The sequence below is a fragment of the Dactylosporangium sp. NPDC005572 genome, from assembly GCF_040605515.1.
Lineage (GTDB): Bacteria > Actinomycetota > Actinomycetes > Mycobacteriales > Micromonosporaceae > Dactylosporangium.
In genome coordinates this window covers 20,773-34,967 of record NZ_JBEXCY010000010.1, presented here as the reverse complement: position 1 = coordinate 34,967, position 14,195 = coordinate 20,773, and the positions used below count along the sequence as shown (strand labels likewise).

Sequence of the window (14,195 nt, the reverse complement as noted above, 5' to 3'; positions counted from 1 at the left end):
CGCTAGGTGGAGGGCGTACCACGCTCCACGAAGGCCGTGAATGCCCGCAGGTTGTCCAGCGGTTCGCCGCGCTTGACCCGCCACTCCCACTCGCGGCGGATCGCCGAGCCGAAGCCGATCTCCAGCATCGGGTCGAAGCTCTCGTCGGCGTACGTGAGCACCGCGCCGAGCAGCCGGTCGAGCTCGTCCTCGGTGACGGCGTGCAGCGGCAGGCGGCCGACGAGGTACACGTCGCCGACCGCGTCGATCGAGAACGCCACCCCGTACATGCGCGCGTTGCGCTGGAGCAGCCACTCCCACAGCGCCTCGCGGTTCTCGTCCGGGTGCCGCATGACGAACGCCTCGACGCGCAGCGTGTGCTCGCCGACGATCAGGTTGCAGTTCGTCTTCTGCTTGTGGGTGCCGGGCAGCGTCACCACGAAGGAGTGCTCGCCGGTCACGTCGAAGGGGATCTCCCGCTCGGCCGCGACCTTGCGGATCAGCTCGGCCGCCTCGTCGCGTGTCATGCCGCCATGACCTCCCTGTGCACGTCGAGCGCGTCGCGGTAGGCGGCCAGCAGGCCGCTCGCGGTGTGGCTCCAGGAGAACTCGGACGCGTGCCGGACGGCGCCGGCCGCGAGCTCGGCCCGGCGGCGCGGCTCCGCGAGCAGCCGGCCGAGCGCGGTGGCCCAGTCGCTCGCGTCGTGGGTGTCGACCAGCAGCCCGGAGACGCCGTCGCGCACCGCGGTCACCAGCCCGCCGACGGCGGCCGCGACGACCGGCGTGCCGCAGGCCTGCGCCTCGATCGCGACCAGGCCGAACGACTCGTTGTAGCTGGGCACCGCGACCACGTCGACGGCGCGGTAGAGATCCGCGAGCGCGGTGCGGGGCTGCGGCTCGATGAACCGGACGATGTCGGCGATGCCCAGGTCGCGGGCGAGGTCCATGAGCGCGGTGGGCCGGTCCAGGCCGGACCCGCTCGGGCCGCCGCAGACCGCGACGACCAGCTCCTGGCCGCGCCGGCGCAGCTCGGCCGCCGCGCGCAGCAGCACGTCGGGCGCCTTGAGCGGCTGGATCCGCCCGACGAACGCCACGACCTGGGCGTCCGCGGGCAGGCCGAAGCGCCGCCGGGCCGCCTCGCGACGCTCCGGGCGGCTCGTGAACGTCTCCAGGTCGACCCCCGGCGGCACCACGCTGACCCGGCGCGGGTCGGCGCCGTAGAGCTCGATCAGCTCGCGCGCCTCGGCCGGCGTGTTGGCGACCAGGCCGTCGGCCGCCGCGACCACCTGCTCCTCGCCGATGACGCGGGCGCGCGGCTCCGGCTTGTCGCCGTCGGCCAGCAGCTGGTTCTTGACCTTGGCGAGGGTGTGCGCGGTGTGCACCAGCGGCACGCCCCAGCGGTCCTTGGCCAGCCAGCCGACCTGGCCGGACAGCCAGTAGTGCGAGTGCACCAGGTCGTACCAGCCGAGCGGGCGGGCGGCCTCGGCCCGCAGCACGCCGCTGGTGAAGGCGCACAGCTGGGCCGGCAGGTCCTCCTTGGCCAGGCCCTCGAACGGGCCCGCGACCACGTGCCGGACCAGCACGCCGGGCGCCATCTCGACGACCGGCGGCAGGTCGCTGGTCGTGGCCCGGGTGAAGATCTCCACCTCGACACCGGAGCGGGCCAGGCGCTCGGCGACCTCCACGATGTACACGTTCATGCCGCCTGCGTCCCCGGTGCCTGGTTGATCGAGCGGGGAGGTGTGGACGGAGAGCGTGGCGACCCTCCTCGGAAGGGACCGACCGGACTGCGGGGTATGGCTGTGCAGCGATCCGACCCGCGCCACGTCGTGCTCCTTTGCCTGTTGCCGGTGGGTTACATCTTCCCAACCGTCCATGTTCCCTCGTCGGCGGCTGTCTACCCACCGTTGCGTTGGTCACTGCGGTGTGTCCGCGCTTGTGCGTGGGGCAGGATTGCCATATGTCCTCACGTATTGCCGTGGTCACGGGCGCGTCCAGCGGCATCGGCCTGGCCACCGTCCGCCGCCTCGCCGCCGGCGGCTACCGCGTCGTGGCGGTCGCCCGCCGCGCCGACCGCCTCGACTCCCTCGCCGACGAGCTGTCCTCGGTGACCCCCGTGGTCGCTGACGTGACGTCCGACGCCGACGTCGCCCGCCTGGCCGAGGTCGCCGGCGGCCTCGACGGCCCGGTGGAGCTGCTGGTCAACAACGCCGGCGGCGCCGTCGGGGCCGACCAGGTCGAGGACGCCGACCTGGCCGGCTGGCAGTGGATGTACGACGTCAACGTGCTCGGCACGGTCCGCGTCACGAAGGCCCTGCTCCCCCTGCTGGAGAAGTCCGGCCGCGGCACGATCGTGGTGCTCAGCTCGACCGCCGGCCTGATCGTCTACGAGGGCGGCGGCGGCTACGCGGCAGCCAAGCACGCGCAGACCGCCGTGGCCGAGACGCTCCGGCTGGAGCTCAACGGCCGGCCGGTCCGGGTCGTCGAGATCGACCCCGGCATGGTCAGGACCGACGAGTTCGCCCTGAACCGGTTCGGCGGCGACGCCGACAAGGCCGCCGCGGTGTACGCCGGCGTCGAGTTCCCGCTGGTCGCCGACGACATCGCGGATTGCATCGTGTGGACCGCCACCCGGCCGCACCACGTGAACGTCGACCGGCTGGTCGTCCGGCCGCTGGCCCAGGCCGCGCAGCACAAGGTGCACCGGGTCCTCTGACGATGCGGCCGGTCGGCTCGATCACGCGGGGGACGACCAATCCCAACCGGCTGCGCCGGGTCGACAACTGGATCGCCGCCACGTTCGGCGACCGGCTCCGGCAGGCGGACGACCCGCTCGTGATCGACCTCGGCTACGGCGCCTCCCCGGTCACCGCGGTCGAGCTGCGGGCCCGGCTCGGCGTCCGGGTCGTCGGCCTGGAGATCGACCCGGCCCGGGTGGCGTCCGCGCAGCCGTTCGCGGACCCACCCGGGCTGGAGTTCCGCCGCGGCGGCTTCGAGCTGGCCGGCCTGCGCCCGGCACTGGTTCGCGCGTTCAATGTCCTCCGGCAGTACCCCGAGTCCGAAGTGGACGGCGCCTGGGCGGCGATGACGGCGTCGGGCGCCGTGCTCGTCGAGGGCACCTGCGACGAGCTGGGCCGGCTCGCGTCCTGGGTCACCGTGACCGGGGCCGGCCCGCAGACGCTCACCCTCGCCGCCCGGCTCTCCACCCTGGACACTCCGTCGACCCTGGCCGAGCGTCTGCCGAAAGCGCTGATCCATCACAACGTGCCCGGTGAGCGCATCCACGCCCTGCTGTCCACACTGGACGACGCCTGGAAGGCCGCCGCGCCGCTCACCGTGTTCGGCCCCCGGCAGCGGTGGCGCCAGGCGGTCGCGGCGACCAGGGCCGCGGGCTGGCCGGTCGTTGACCGGCCCGCACGCTGGCGGCTCGGTGAGCTGACCGTCCGGTACGGTGCCGTCGCACCGTAGTCTGGTGCGGTGAAGTCGACCTGGCAGGAGTTCCTCGAGGGCATCAGGCTGCTCGGGCGGGGATTCGGGCGATACGGGCGGAACCCCGGCCTGCTGTTCCTCGGCATGATCCCGGCCGTCATCTCGTTCGCCCTGCTCGGCGTGGCGTGGTTCTTCCTGATCATCTTCATCGACGACCTCGCGGCCGCCACGACCTGGTTCGCCGACGACTGGTCGGACTTCTGGCGCATCCTGCTCCGCGTGGGCGCCGGCGCCGGCATCCTGGGCGCCGCCGCGCTGCTGTCGATCATCAGCTACACGGCGTTGACGCTGCTCATCGGCGACCCGTTCTACGAGGTCATCTCGGAGCGGATCGAGGGCCAGCTGGGCGGGACGCCGGGTGCGCTCGATCTTCCGTGGTACCGCACGCTGTGGCCGAACCTGGTCGACTCGCTCCGGCTGATCGCGCTCGGCGTCGCGCTCGCGATCCCGCTGTTCCTGCTCGGCTTCATCCCGATCGTCGGGCAGACCGTGGTCCCGGTGCTGAACGCGGTCATCGGCGGCTGGCTCATCGCGGTCGAGCTGACGGGCATCCCCTTCAACCGCCGCGGCATGCGATTGAAGGAACGCCGGAAGATCCTGCGGGCCCACCGGCCGCTCGCCCTGGGCTTCGGGGTGCCGGTCTTTCTGGTACTGCTGCTGCCGCTCGCCGCGATCGTGGTCGTGCCGGCGGCGGTCGTGGGCAGCACCCTGCTGACCCGCCGCGTCCTCGGCCTGCCGATCGAGTCGGCCGCGGTCAGACCCGCAGCCCCTGTAGCAGGGTGACGTCACCGGTCGCGAGCAGCGCGTCGAACGGCACCCGCCCGTAGAGCGCGAGCACCAGGTCGCTGGCCGGCCCGCTCGCGGTGGCCCGCTCGTGCCGGTCGTCGGTGTCCAGCAGCGTGTCGGTGTCGAGCAGGGCGACACCGGCCCCGCGGAGCCGCACATACCAGACCTGCTCCAGATCCGTGGCGTGCAGCGCGATCATCCCGGCCCGGTCGACCGGCCCGCTGCGCCGCCCGGCGGGCAACCAGCTGTCGAGCACCTCGGTGACGCCGTCGCTGGCCAGCCTGGCCTCGATCGGCTCGCTGAGCCCGCCGGCCATCTGCGCGTCCCACCGGTGGATGGCCGTCTCGTGGGCCATGCGGCGGTGCCAGAACCCGGCCTTCTTGGCCTGGGGCGCCCAGTTCCAGGCGGCGAGCTCGGGATCGACGGCGTCGAGGGTGGCGACCAGCTCGGTGAAGGCGTCGGTCCAGGCCACCACCGGGTCCACACCGTCGGGCAGCGCGGTCTGCGGCCGCTCCCCGGGCCGGGCGGTGACGCCCCGGCCGACGTGGCCGGTGACCCAGGAGTACACCAGGTGGAGATGCCAGGCGAGATCACCGAGGCTCCAGCCGGGGCAGCTGGGCACGGGGGCATCGATGGGCGTGCCGCTGCCGAGGGCGGCCCGGAAGGCGTCACCTTCGGTCCGCAGGGCGGCCAACCAGTAGTCCTTCGTGAGCTGAGGCTTGCTCATCGCCATCCCTCCCCCTGATGCACCAACCTTAGGCCACGGACCCCCGGCACGGCGCCGGCCAGCACCGCGCCGGGGGTGGACCGGACTCAGGTCGGATAGACGTGCACTCGCCTCGGGGATGACCGTCAGCGCTGGTCCCGGTCCTGCTCCGCGTCGTCCTTCCGCGCCCGCTGGATCAGGTCGTCGACGAAGCGCTCGCCCTCGGGCGTGCTGCCCGGAACCCGGTCCGCGCCCCAGCGCTCCCGGAGGAGCCGGGCACCCAGGCCGGGCGTGTGAAGCGGCAGCTGGGGCTCCGGCGGCTCCCGTGACCAACCGGGCGGCGGACCCGCGGGAATCCGGCGGCGAGCCAGCGCCCGGAGGGCTTCCTGGACGACGTCGTGGACGCGGGCGTCAGTCGGCCAGGCGGACCCTCACCCGGCGGTTGGCCTTGCCCTTGCTCTCCACCTTCACCACCTGGACGCGGCCGATCTGGGACGTCGAGGCCACGTGGGTGCCGCCGTCCGCCTGGGAGTCGAGGCCGACGATGTCGACGATGCGGATCTCCTCCTCGTCGTCCGGGATCAGGTTGGCCTGCGTGCGGATGATGTCGGGCAGGGCCAGGGCGTCGTCGCGGGCCAGGACCTTCGTGACCACCTTGCGGTCGGCGACCACCTCGGCGTTGATCAGCTCCTCCAGGCGGGCCTTGAAGTCCGGCGGCACCTCCGGGAGGTTGAAGTCCATGCGGGCCTCGGCCGGCTCCATCGAGCCGCCGGTCACCAGGGCGCCGAAGTCGCGGAACACCACGCCGCACATGACGTGCAGGCCGGAGTGGGTGCGCATGAGCTTGCTGCGGCGGTCGTCCTCCACCGCGCCCATGACGTCGGTGCCGGGCGGCGGGAGGGGGTCGCCCTCGGCGGGCAGCAGGTAGAGGTCGTCGCCCTTGCGGGTGCCCGTGATCCGGGTCTGGACGCCCTGCCACAGCAGGACGCCGTGGTCCGGCGGCTGGCCTCCGCCGCCGGGGTAGAACGCCGAACGGTCGAGCACGATGCCCTCCTCGGGGTCCGAGGACAGCACGGTGCAGGTCCATTCGCGAAGGGTCGGGTCGGCGAGGTCGAGGCGGTAGGTACGTCCGTGATGCGTGACACCCATACCGTCGGACTTTAGACCCGGGTCGGACCGGCCCAGCGGGCGAGCATTTTCTCCATACTCCTAGGAGCATGGGGCGCCGCCGGTGATGCGTTACAAGGTCACCCATTCGGTCAGGATCTGCGAGCCGTCCGGCGTCTGGAGGTACAGGCGGAACATCCCGGTCGGCAACGGACGGAACGCGAACCAGCCGACCTCGTCGACCTCCGAGGCCATGACGGTGCCGGTGCCGGTGCGCAGTTCGATGCGGCCCGGGCGGGGCGGCACGACCTGGCCGACCAGGGCGTCGGCGGTCACCTCGACCTCGATGGACAGCTCGCGGGCGGCGAACGTGAACGCCCGCAGCGCGGCCGGCTCGGCCCGGGTGCCGACGGCCGCGGGATCCTCGGTGAGGGAGGCCAGCTCGGCGTCGACGTTGCGCCAGGCGAAGGCCGCCCGGCCGGCGGCGCGGAAGGACTCCGGGACCCGTGCGGCGTCGCGGACCGCCGCGCCCAGCTCCTCCAGCAGCGAGTCGTCGCTCATCGCGCGACCTCCGTTCCGTCCAGCAGGGAGGCGAGGGCCGGGTCGCGGCGCAGCCGGTCCAGGCAGCGCTGGCGGTTCGGCCCGATGGCGCCGACGGCGATGCCGATCGCGGCGCTGATCTCGCTGTACGGCGTGGGCGGGTCGGCGAAGAGCAGCGAAAGCAGCCGCCGGCAGCGGTCCGGCAGCCCGGCGAACGCGGCGCGCAACGCGATGCCGCGCTCCTGCGCGACGAGCCAGTCGTCGAAGGGCGGGTCGTCGGCCGCGAGCCGCTCGTCGGGCTCGGCCGGGATCGTGCGCTGCCGGGCGCGCAGCGCGCGGAGGCACTCGTTGCGGGTCGTCGTCGCGATCCAGCCGGGCAGCGCGGCCGGCTCGCGGATCGTGTCCAGCCGCTCGACCAGGCGCAGCCAGACGGAGGCGCCGACGTCGTCGACGTCCATCCCGGCCAGCCCGTGGCGCCGGCAGATCCCGTAGACGAGCGGCGCATACCGCTCGACGAGCTGGTCCCACGCCGTCTGGCTGCCGTCGCGGGCGGCCAGGACCAGGGCGACGAGCGTCGGATCGTCCCGCATGGTGTCCATCATCCCGGCGGCAGATAGCGGCGCACCATCGGGTCACCTCCCGCGAGCAGCTTCTCGAACGCCTCGCGGGGGCTCACCGAGCCGGGCACCGTGCCCGCCGCGATCAGGCCGGCGACGGTGGCCGCCCCGCCGTCGGCGAAGCAGTTGAGCCAGGGGGGCGCCTCCTGGCCGGGCACGCCGACGGTCACCACGCCGGCGCAGGCGGCCGGGTAGCCGGTCTGCGCGCCGGCCGGGGCGACGATGACGGCGCGCGGGCTCAGCACGTCGACCGCGCGCTGGAGGACCAGGGGCGGCTGGCCGTCGTACGGCGTGCAGGTCACGGCCGCGTACAGCAGGTCGGCGGCGAACCCGGCCAGGGCGGTCGCCGCCTGCCAGGCGGTCGTCACCGGCGCCGACCGGACCTCGGCGCGGGGCGCCAGCGCACGGATCGCGGCCTCGCCCGGGCCGATCACGCCGACGCGGACCCCTTCGCCGGCGCCCGCGGACCCACCCCGTTCGAACCCCGACGGAACGGGCGCGAGCGTCCGGTTCTTCCCCACGAGAGGGGTCCAGCCCGCGTGCTGGAACATGAACGCGTCCCGCAGCTCGGCGATCGTGCTCTCCAGCCACAGCGGGCACTCGGCCCCGGGCAGGCGCAGCAGCGCCAGCCGGAGCGTCTCGTGCCGCTCCACCTCGGCGAACCCGATCTTCCGCCCGGACAGCCACTGCGTGACCACGGGCACATGATCGAGGTCGACGATCAGGTCGGACTGTTCGAAGGGGTCCATGCCAGACAGAGGAGCCGCGCGGCGCCCTGATACGTCAGGCGTTGAGGAACGTCGAGATTCGTGACCTGAGGTCGGCCCGCTGGGTCCACAGGATGCCCGGCCGGTCGTACACGTACAGCTCGGCGTCGGGCAGCGCCTCCGCGAGCTGCTCGGCCACCGGTGCCGGGTGCAGCTCGTCACCCCGGCAGGCGAGCACCAGGCACTTCGCGGTCACCGAGGACAGCGCCGCGCGGTCGTCGATCGCGGCCTGCTCGGGCAGCGACTGCAGGCCGGCGGCCAGGCCGTCGCGCATCAGCTGGTCGAGGCGCTGGCGCAGGAACGCCCAGACCGCGGGCGTGTTGCGCATCTGCGACGGGACCTCCTGCGAGATCACGTCGGCCACCGCTGCCGCGTCGCCCGCCTCGATCGACTCCAGCAGGGCGCTCAGCCGCTCCTGGGCGGCCGCCGGGCGGGGCGCGTCGAGCACCGCGGGCAGGAAGAACACCGCGCGGTCGAAGCGGCCCGGGTTGTCGGCGAGCAGCCGGCACAGTGCGCCGGCGCCCATGCTCACCCCGAGCGCGTGGGTGGCGCCCGACAGGTCGGCGACGGCGCGCAGGTCGCGGGCCAGGTCCTCGTAGGTCCAGCGCCCGCCCGGCGCGGCCGAGTGGCCGTGGCCGCGGAAGTGGAAGAAGACCTTGCGGCCGGCGACGGCGCTGCCCAGCGGACGGGTCTCGGCGATGCCACTGCCGAGGCCGTGGGCGAAGACGGTGACCGGCTCGCCGTCGCCGGTGACCAGCCACTCCAGCTCGACGCCGTGCGGGGTGGCGATCTGCTCGGTCGGCGGGGTCGGGAGGGTCGGGCGCCCGGTCTGCGGGCCCCTGGTCACGGGCGGGCGGAAGCGGTCAGGCCGTCCGTCGGGCGGAGGTGGCCAGCGGAAGTCCATGGGGCGCTACCAGGAGCCGTGCCCGTCGACCGCGTCCCGCAGCGTGGGTCTGATGTCCAGCAGGTAGACGGCGAAGATGCCGGCCGCGATCAGCGGGAAGATGCCGAGGAAGCCCAGTCCGATGGACGGGGAGATCGCCGTGAAGAACTCGCCGCCGATGATCATGGCGAGCCAGATGGTCTTGGACATCGTGCCGATCGCCGGGAACGCGTCCGCCCGCTGCACGACACAGTGCAGGAACGCGGCCGCGCCGAGCACCAGGCAGAAGATCCACACGACGATCGCGATGTACCACTCGACATCGTCGTAGAACACCGGCACCGCACTCACCATCCCCTGAGCTTATGCCGAAGCCCCCCGGCCCGTGCGAGACGGTGCCGGAGGGCTCCCGAGAAACTCCGGTTACTTCTTCGCGGCGGTCGTCTTCTTGGCCGCGGTGGTGGTCTTCTTCGCCGTGGTGGTCGTGGTGGTGGTGACCTTCGCCTCGGCCGGCTCCAGCTCGATCCTGGCCTCGGTGGTGCCGGTGGTGCCGACGACCTTCTCGCCGCGGGCGACGAGCCCGGAGTAGACGGCGGCGGCGCGGTCCTGGACGACCTGCGCGCCGGCCTGGGCGCTCGCGAGGACGGCGCCGGCGTTGCGGCGGGCGACGACGGCCAGGCGGTCGAGGTCGGACCGCAGGGTGGCGTCGGTTCCGGCCGGACGCAGCTCGCCGACCCGGTCGCGCAGCTGGGCGACCTGGCCGGGCAGCTTGCGCAGCTGCTCGTAGGCGTAGTCACCCGCGCCGGCGGCGGCGTACAGCGGGTTCGGGATCTTGCGGGTGGTGGTCTTCGTGGTCATGTGGGCTCCTTGTCGTCGTTGTCGGCGTCGCCGTTTTCGCCGCTCAGGCCCTCGGCCGCGGTGCGCGCGTTCTCCCGGCGGAACGTCTCGTAGATCTGCGTGAGCGACTGCTTCTGGGCGACCGTGAGATCACCGTCCGCAGCGATCGCGGCCAGCACGTCGTGGCCCTCGCGCTCCAGCAGGCCGGCGCGCAGGTACATCAACGGGGTCGACACCCGCAGTGCACTCGCGAGCTGTGCCAGCACCTCGGCGCTGGGTTTGCGCAGGCCACGCTCGATCTGGCTGAGGTATGGGTTGCTGACTCCCGCCTGCTCGGCGAGCTGGCGGAGTGAGATGCGCGCGTTGCGGCGCAGGTCCCGGATGAACCCGCCCAGATCGCGCGGCTCTTCAGTCACGCTACCGACCGTAGCTCGCCGTGCTAGCTATAGCAAGCAAAATGCTAACTTCTGCTAGCGTGAGCCCGCTCACCAGATCGACCTCACCACACCCACCTTGCCGCCACCGCCGTTCACCGCAACTTCCACCTCGGTGTCGACCGAAACACCCAGCCGGCGCAGCGCGGCGACGAACACGGGCACCCGGGCCCGCATCCCGCCGTCGTCGATCTTCAGCGCGACCGCACCCACCCCGGGCAGGGCCGCGACCAGCACACCCTCGGCGCCGCTCTTCACCAGCAGGCCGGGAACGGCGCGCATGAGGCGCGTGTCGTCGCCGCCCTCGTCGTCGCCGGACACGAGCTCGGGGTGGGCGCGCATGGCATCGGCGGTCGACCGCTCCGGCGTGCCCGCTTCGGCCTCGACCAGGCGCTGGATGCCGGTGGCGAGGCCGCGCAGCGACAGCGCGAGCAGGGGCGCCCCGCAGCCGTCGACGCCGGTCGTCGCCGTCTTCTCGGCGCACAGATCCTCGAGCGTGGCCTTGATTCCAAGTTGTACCGAGTGATCGGCGTTCAGGTAGGTCTCCAGCGGCCAGCCGTTGAGCGCCGCGGTCCGCAGCATGCCGGCGTGCTTGCCCGAGCAGTTCATGAACAGCCGTTCGCGGCCCCGCCCGGCGCGGATCAGCTCGTCGCGGGCGTCCTCCGACAGCGGATAGTCCGGCGGGCACCCGAGGGCGCTCTCCGCAATGCCGGCCTCATCGAGCAGATGCTGTACCGCCCGAAGGTGCATCGGCTGCCCACGGTGGCTGGCCGCGACCACGGCGAGCTGCGGCGGGGTGAGCCGCAGCCCGGCCCGGAGCAGGCCCACGGCCTGGAGCGGCTTGTTGGACGAGCGCGGGAAGATCGCGCCCGTCACGTCCCCGGCCCAGGCGGTGACCTCACCGTCGGAGCCGAGCACGACGACCGAGCCATTGTGCCGGCTCTCCACGAACCCGCTGCGGACGACCTCGGCGAGCGGCTCGCCACCCAGGTACGCGTCAGCCATTGCTGATCCCGAGCATCGTGCGGGCTTCGGCGGCACTCATCGGCGGCCGCTGGGCCAGCCGGGCGAACCCGGAGGCGCGGGCCACGAGCTGGGCGTTGCTCTCGACGGGCTGCCCCTTGGCGTACGTGACGGTGTCCTCCATGCCGACCCGCAGGTGCCCGCCGGCGGCGAGCGACGCCAGCAGGACGGGCAGGCTGGTGCGCCCGATCCCGGTCGCCGAGAACGTGGTGCCCTCGGGCAGGTCGCCCAGCGCCTGGAGCCCGGCGGCGAGGGCCGGCACGGTGCCCGGCATCCCGCCGGGGACGCCCATGACGAAGTCGACGTGCACGTGCCCGCCGTGGGGCAGGCCGTGCCTGCCGAGCAGCCGCTGGAGGCTGGTCAGCTGCCCGAGGTCGAAGATCTCGTACTCGGGGACGATCCCCCGGTCCTGCATCCTCGTGTGCAGCTCGACGATGAACCCCCACCGGTTGAGGAACACGTCGTCGCCGAAGTTGACCGTGCCCATGGTGCAGCTCGCCATGTCGGGCTGCGCGTCGAGCACCCGGAGCCGATGTTCCTCGGGGTCGGTCACGGCGCCGCCGCTCGACAGCTGGACGATCAGGCCGGTGTCGGCCCGGAGGGCGGCGACGGCCTCCTTGAGGCGGCCGAGGTCGAGCGTGGGGTTGGTGTCGTCGTCGCGGAGGTGGACGTGGATCACGCTCGCCCCCACCGCTTCGCACTCTCGGGCGGTCGTGACCAGCTCAGCCAGGGTCACCGGCAGGGCGGGCACGTCGGATTTGCGGGATTCCGCACCGGTGGGAGCCACCGTGATCAACGTCGTCGTCATCACGGCCCCGATCCTGCCATGCCCTCCCGGGTCAGGACGGGTCGATGGCCGCCGTCGACGGGCCTACCTGCAGTACCGCATCCTGGGCCACGTTCTGCTTGACCACGGCCAGGGCGATCATGCCGAGCTCGTAGTGGCGGACGGCCGTGCCCACGAAGCCGACCGCCCGGCCCCCCAGCTCGACCGGGGTGTGGCGGGGCGGCAGCTCGTCGGTGGTCACGCCGTCGAGGTGCAGCAGGACCAGCTTGCGCGGCGGCCGGCCCAGGTGGTGGACCCGCGCGATCGTCTCCTGGCCTCGATAGCAGCCCTTTTCCAGGTGTACCGCGGCCGCGGTCCAGCCGACCTCGGCGGGCAGCGTGCGATGGTCGGTCTCGAAGCCGAAGCGCGGGCGGCGGGCGGCCACGCGCAGGGCCTCGAACGCCCAGATGCCCGCCGGCGGCAGCCCGGCCGCGGCCACCAGGTCGGGCACCGCGGCCCGCGGGACCAGCAGGTCGGCGCCGAACGGCATGCGGCGGGCCCAGCCGTCGAGGTCCGGCAGGCGGGCCGCCGAGTACCGCACGGTCGGGCGCGATGGCACGGTGCCCGTCGCGAACTTCGCCTCCGGGACCGGGACGGTGTCCGGCGGGAGCAGCGGCCCGACGCCCAGCGTGACCAGGGCCTCGTCGGTCTGCGGGCCGACGATCGACAGCAGCGCCCAGTCGTCGGTGACGTTCGCGGGCTCCACGCGCATCAGGAAGCGCATGCGGTTGAGGAAGTCGAGCAGCGCGTCGCCGGCGCGGGGCTCCAGGTCGAGCCAGGTCTTGGCGCCGTCGTCGGTCAGCACGGCGTGGTGCTCGACGTGGCCGTGCGGGGAGAGGACCAGCAGCTCCGAGCCGGTCAGCGGCGGCAGGGACTCCAGGTGCTGGGTGGTCAGGCTGTGCAGCCAGGTGAGACGGTCGGCGCCGGGGACGGCCAGGACGCTGCGGTGGGAGCGGTCGACCAGGCCCACCTCGGTGTCCAGGATGCGCTGCTCCCGGTTGGGGTCGCCGTAGTGGGCCACGGCCCCGGCGTCGGGGTCGGCTGGGTCGAGGGCGGCGACGGGGACTGCGCTCAGCATGATGCTCCTTCCGGCGCACACTTGCCGCAGAGTCCGAAGAGGGCGACGTGCCCGATGTCGAGCCGGAACCCGCGCGTGCCGAGCAGCTCGCCGGACAGGCCGTCGAGCATGGCCGTCGGCAGCTCCTCCACCGACCCGCAGCCCCGGCACACCAGGTGGGCGTGCGAGTGCTCGCCGACCGGGTGATACGTGGGTGCGCCGTGGGAAAGGTGCGCATGGGTGATCAGCTCGAGCTCTTCGAGAAGCTCCAGCGTGCGGTACACCGTGGTGATGTTGACCCCGGCGGCGCGCTCGGCGACGTCGGCGTGGATCTGATCGGGAGTCGCGTGGCGCAGGCGGTACACCGCTTCCAGCACGAGCTGCCGCGGCGCGGTCAACCGCAAGCCACGCGACCTCAGGACCTCGGCCAGTTCCTCCACGGGATAAAGGCTAGCCCGCCACCCGGTCGAGTCGCGCCCACAGATGGGACTGGAGCTCCTGCCCCACCGCGGCGAGATCGAAGGTGTACAGCAGGGCGCCGTCGATGATCCCGTAAAGGCGCTGGCCGCCGCGGACCTCCTTGGCGGTGGCGGTCCGGCCGATGCCGTCGGTCGCCATCTGCCACTGGGTCGTGCTGCGGCTCACACCCGCATACAGCTCGACGATCCCGGTCGGCGAGCACGTGACGACCTCGATGTCGTCGGTCGCCTTGCCGTCCTTCATCACCGGGCGCCAGAAGCCGGTCTCGCGCTGGGCGGGCCGGATCGGGTTGCCGTCGTAGTCGATGATCCAGGCGCGCGACTCGTAGAAGAGGAACGGCCGCCCGTCGTGGCTGAAGCGCATCTCGACGCCGAAGTGGAAGCCCTCGATCGTCGGGTAGTCACCCTCGCCCCGCCCGCGCCACACCCCCACCAGCGGGAGCAGCCCCAGCAGCGCCGGATGCAGGTCCGGCCCCGTCCGCAGGTCGTGCGTCTCCTCATACGGATACTCGCCCACCGGGGCCAGACCGGCCCACGGCGGCGGCTCGACCTCAGTCACCAACGCCCCCTCGACACCCGCACCGCGAGATAGATCAGCCCGCCGGCCAGCGCGCCCAGGCCGGCGACCAGCAGGCTGACGAACCCGATCTCGGTAACCATCCCCCC

At 73.0% G+C, this 14,195-nt stretch carries 19 protein-coding genes and 1 pseudogene; 3 read left to right on the top strand and 17 right to left on the bottom strand.

Translation table 11 applies throughout. The annotated features are described in order from the left end of the window. Positions 1-2 precede the first annotated feature (2 nt). Both ABZS66_RS07800 and mshA read right to left on the bottom strand, forming a co-directional pair. Positions 3-506 carry a YbjN domain-containing protein gene (locus tag ABZS66_RS07800; protein WP_354756193.1) on the bottom strand — a complete coding sequence of 168 codons (504 nt, stop codon included), beginning with the start codon at positions 504-506 and terminating at the stop codon, positions 3-5. Beyond that, positions 503-1,804 (bottom strand): D-inositol-3-phosphate glycosyltransferase, encoded by a 1,302-nt coding sequence (mshA, locus tag ABZS66_RS07795; protein WP_354756191.1) that lies wholly within the window; start codon positions 1,802-1,804, stop codon positions 503-505. Before mshA ends, ABZS66_RS07800 begins: the two co-directional genes overlap by 4 nt. Before the next feature lie 134 nt (positions 1,805-1,938). Between mshA and ABZS66_RS07790 the strand changes: the two genes are divergently transcribed. From ABZS66_RS07790 to ABZS66_RS07780, 3 genes are read left to right on the top strand one after another with little or no spacing between them, the layout of a single operon-like run. Continuing rightward, positions 1,939-2,694 carry an SDR family oxidoreductase gene (locus ABZS66_RS07790; protein ID WP_354756190.1) on the top strand — a complete coding sequence of 252 codons (756 nt, stop codon included), beginning with the start codon at positions 1,939-1,941 and terminating at the stop codon, positions 2,692-2,694. Between the two features lie 2 nt (positions 2,695-2,696). Beyond that, positions 2,697-3,446 (top strand): class I SAM-dependent methyltransferase, encoded by a 750-nt coding sequence (locus ABZS66_RS07785; protein WP_354756189.1) that lies wholly within the window; start codon positions 2,697-2,699, stop codon positions 3,444-3,446. Between the two features lie 9 nt (positions 3,447-3,455). Then, entirely contained in the window at positions 3,456-4,250 is a 795-nt protein-coding gene (locus ABZS66_RS07780; protein ID WP_354756187.1) for an EI24 domain-containing protein, read from the top strand. Here ABZS66_RS07780 and ABZS66_RS07775 read toward each other — a convergent pair. The 15 genes and pseudogenes from ABZS66_RS07775 to mtfM form a co-directional block, all read right to left on the bottom strand. Further along, the gene (locus ABZS66_RS07775; protein WP_354756186.1) at positions 4,222-4,980 is read right to left on the bottom strand and encodes a maleylpyruvate isomerase family mycothiol-dependent enzyme; all 759 of its coding nucleotides are present in this window, start codon (positions 4,978-4,980) and stop codon (positions 4,222-4,224) included. The two genes, ABZS66_RS07780 and ABZS66_RS07775, sit on opposite strands and share 29 nt — an antisense overlap. A gap of 390 nt (positions 4,981-5,370) precedes the next feature. Next, positions 5,371-6,108 (bottom strand): alanyl-tRNA editing protein, encoded by a 738-nt coding sequence (locus tag ABZS66_RS07770; RefSeq protein ID WP_354756184.1) that lies wholly within the window; start codon positions 6,106-6,108, stop codon positions 5,371-5,373. A 90-nt stretch (positions 6,109-6,198) separates the two neighbouring features. Then, the gene (locus ABZS66_RS07765) at positions 6,199-6,627 is read right to left on the bottom strand and encodes a hypothetical protein (RefSeq protein ID WP_354756183.1); all 429 of its coding nucleotides are present in this window, start codon (positions 6,625-6,627) and stop codon (positions 6,199-6,201) included. Continuing rightward, positions 6,624-7,196 carry a sigma-70 family RNA polymerase sigma factor gene (locus ABZS66_RS07760; RefSeq protein ID WP_354756181.1) on the bottom strand — a complete coding sequence of 191 codons (573 nt, stop codon included), beginning with the start codon at positions 7,194-7,196 and terminating at the stop codon, positions 6,624-6,626. The genes ABZS66_RS07765 and ABZS66_RS07760 overlap by 4 nt, the downstream gene beginning before the upstream one ends. 8 nt (positions 7,197-7,204) lie before the next feature. Then, the gene (locus ABZS66_RS07755) at positions 7,205-7,972 is read right to left on the bottom strand and encodes a hypothetical protein (RefSeq protein ID WP_354756179.1); all 768 of its coding nucleotides are present in this window, start codon (positions 7,970-7,972) and stop codon (positions 7,205-7,207) included. A 34-nt stretch (positions 7,973-8,006) separates the two neighbouring features. Next, entirely contained in the window at positions 8,007-8,894 is an 888-nt protein-coding gene (locus ABZS66_RS07750) for an alpha/beta hydrolase (RefSeq protein WP_354756177.1), read from the bottom strand. A gap of 6 nt (positions 8,895-8,900) precedes the next feature. Beyond that, complete coding sequence (locus tag ABZS66_RS07745) at positions 8,901-9,227, bottom strand: DUF2516 family protein (RefSeq protein WP_354756175.1); 327 nt, start codon at positions 9,225-9,227, stop codon at positions 8,901-8,903. Between the two features lie 69 nt (positions 9,228-9,296). Beyond that, a complete protein-coding gene (locus ABZS66_RS07740) occupies positions 9,297-9,731 on the bottom strand; it encodes a hypothetical protein (protein ID WP_354756173.1) in 435 nt (144 codons plus the stop codon). Between the two features lie 62 nt (positions 9,732-9,793). Then, positions 9,794-10,126 (bottom strand): annotated as a pseudogene (locus ABZS66_RS07735) (helix-turn-helix transcriptional regulator); the annotation flags it as partial. 69 nt (positions 10,127-10,195) lie between these two features. After that, positions 10,196-11,149 carry an asparaginase gene (locus tag ABZS66_RS07730; RefSeq protein WP_354756172.1) on the bottom strand — a complete coding sequence of 318 codons (954 nt, stop codon included), beginning with the start codon at positions 11,147-11,149 and terminating at the stop codon, positions 10,196-10,198. Continuing rightward, positions 11,142-11,975 (bottom strand): 3-keto-5-aminohexanoate cleavage protein, encoded by an 834-nt coding sequence (locus ABZS66_RS07725; RefSeq protein WP_354756171.1) that lies wholly within the window; start codon positions 11,973-11,975, stop codon positions 11,142-11,144. Before ABZS66_RS07725 ends, ABZS66_RS07730 begins: the two co-directional genes overlap by 8 nt. Positions 11,976-12,006: 31 nt before the next feature. Beyond that, on the bottom strand, positions 12,007-13,071 hold the full coding sequence (locus ABZS66_RS07720; protein WP_354756169.1) for a folate-binding protein: 1,065 nt from the start codon (positions 13,069-13,071) through the stop codon (positions 12,007-12,009). After that, on the bottom strand, positions 13,065-13,490 hold the full coding sequence (locus tag ABZS66_RS07715; protein ID WP_354756167.1) for a transcriptional repressor: 426 nt from the start codon (positions 13,488-13,490) through the stop codon (positions 13,065-13,067). The genes ABZS66_RS07720 and ABZS66_RS07715 overlap by 7 nt, the downstream gene beginning before the upstream one ends. A gap of 10 nt (positions 13,491-13,500) precedes the next feature. Beyond that, entirely contained in the window at positions 13,501-14,088 is a 588-nt protein-coding gene (locus tag ABZS66_RS07710) for an FABP family protein (protein ID WP_354756166.1), read from the bottom strand. Continuing rightward, positions 14,085-14,189, bottom strand: a complete 105-nt coding sequence (gene mtfM, locus ABZS66_RS07705; RefSeq protein ID WP_354756164.1) for a small membrane protein MtfM — start codon at positions 14,187-14,189, stop codon at positions 14,085-14,087. The genes ABZS66_RS07710 and mtfM overlap by 4 nt, the downstream gene beginning before the upstream one ends. Positions 14,190-14,195: the final 6 nt, after the last annotated feature.

Coding starts and splice junctions, on each gene's coding strand:
- ABZS66_RS07800 (WP_354756193.1), bottom strand. CDS start 506: ATGACACGCGACGAGGCGGCCGAGCTGATCCGCAAGGTCGCGGCCGAG.
- ABZS66_RS07790 (WP_354756190.1), top strand. CDS start 1,939: ATGTCCTCACGTATTGCCGTGGTCACGGGCGCGTCCAGCGGCATCGGC.
- ABZS66_RS07785 (WP_354756189.1), top strand. CDS start 2,697: ATGCGGCCGGTCGGCTCGATCACGCGGGGGACGACCAATCCCAACCGG.
- ABZS66_RS07775 (WP_354756186.1), bottom strand. CDS start 4,980: ATGAGCAAGCCTCAGCTCACGAAGGACTACTGGTTGGCCGCCCTGCGG.
- ABZS66_RS07770 (WP_354756184.1), bottom strand. CDS start 6,108: ATGGGTGTCACGCATCACGGACGTACCTACCGCCTCGACCTCGCCGAC.
- ABZS66_RS07765 (WP_354756183.1), bottom strand. CDS start 6,627: ATGAGCGACGACTCGCTGCTGGAGGAGCTGGGCGCGGCGGTCCGCGAC.
- ABZS66_RS07760 (WP_354756181.1), bottom strand. CDS start 7,196: ATGCGGGACGATCCGACGCTCGTCGCCCTGGTCCTGGCCGCCCGCGAC.
- ABZS66_RS07755 (WP_354756179.1), bottom strand. CDS start 7,972: ATGGACCCCTTCGAACAGTCCGACCTGATCGTCGACCTCGATCATGTG.
- ABZS66_RS07750 (WP_354756177.1), bottom strand. CDS start 8,894: ATGGACTTCCGCTGGCCACCTCCGCCCGACGGACGGCCTGACCGCTTC.
- ABZS66_RS07745 (WP_354756175.1), bottom strand. CDS start 9,227: ATGGTGAGTGCGGTGCCGGTGTTCTACGACGATGTCGAGTGGTACATC.
- ABZS66_RS07740 (WP_354756173.1), bottom strand. CDS start 9,731: ATGACCACGAAGACCACCACCCGCAAGATCCCGAACCCGCTGTACGCC.
- ABZS66_RS07730 (WP_354756172.1), bottom strand. CDS start 11,149: ATGGCTGACGCGTACCTGGGTGGCGAGCCGCTCGCCGAGGTCGTCCGC.
- ABZS66_RS07725 (WP_354756171.1), bottom strand. CDS start 11,975: ATGACGACGACGTTGATCACGGTGGCTCCCACCGGTGCGGAATCCCGC.
- ABZS66_RS07720 (WP_354756169.1), bottom strand. CDS start 13,071: ATGCTGAGCGCAGTCCCCGTCGCCGCCCTCGACCCAGCCGACCCCGAC.
- mtfM (WP_354756164.1), bottom strand. CDS start 14,189: ATGGTTACCGAGATCGGGTTCGTCAGCCTGCTGGTCGCCGGCCTGGGC.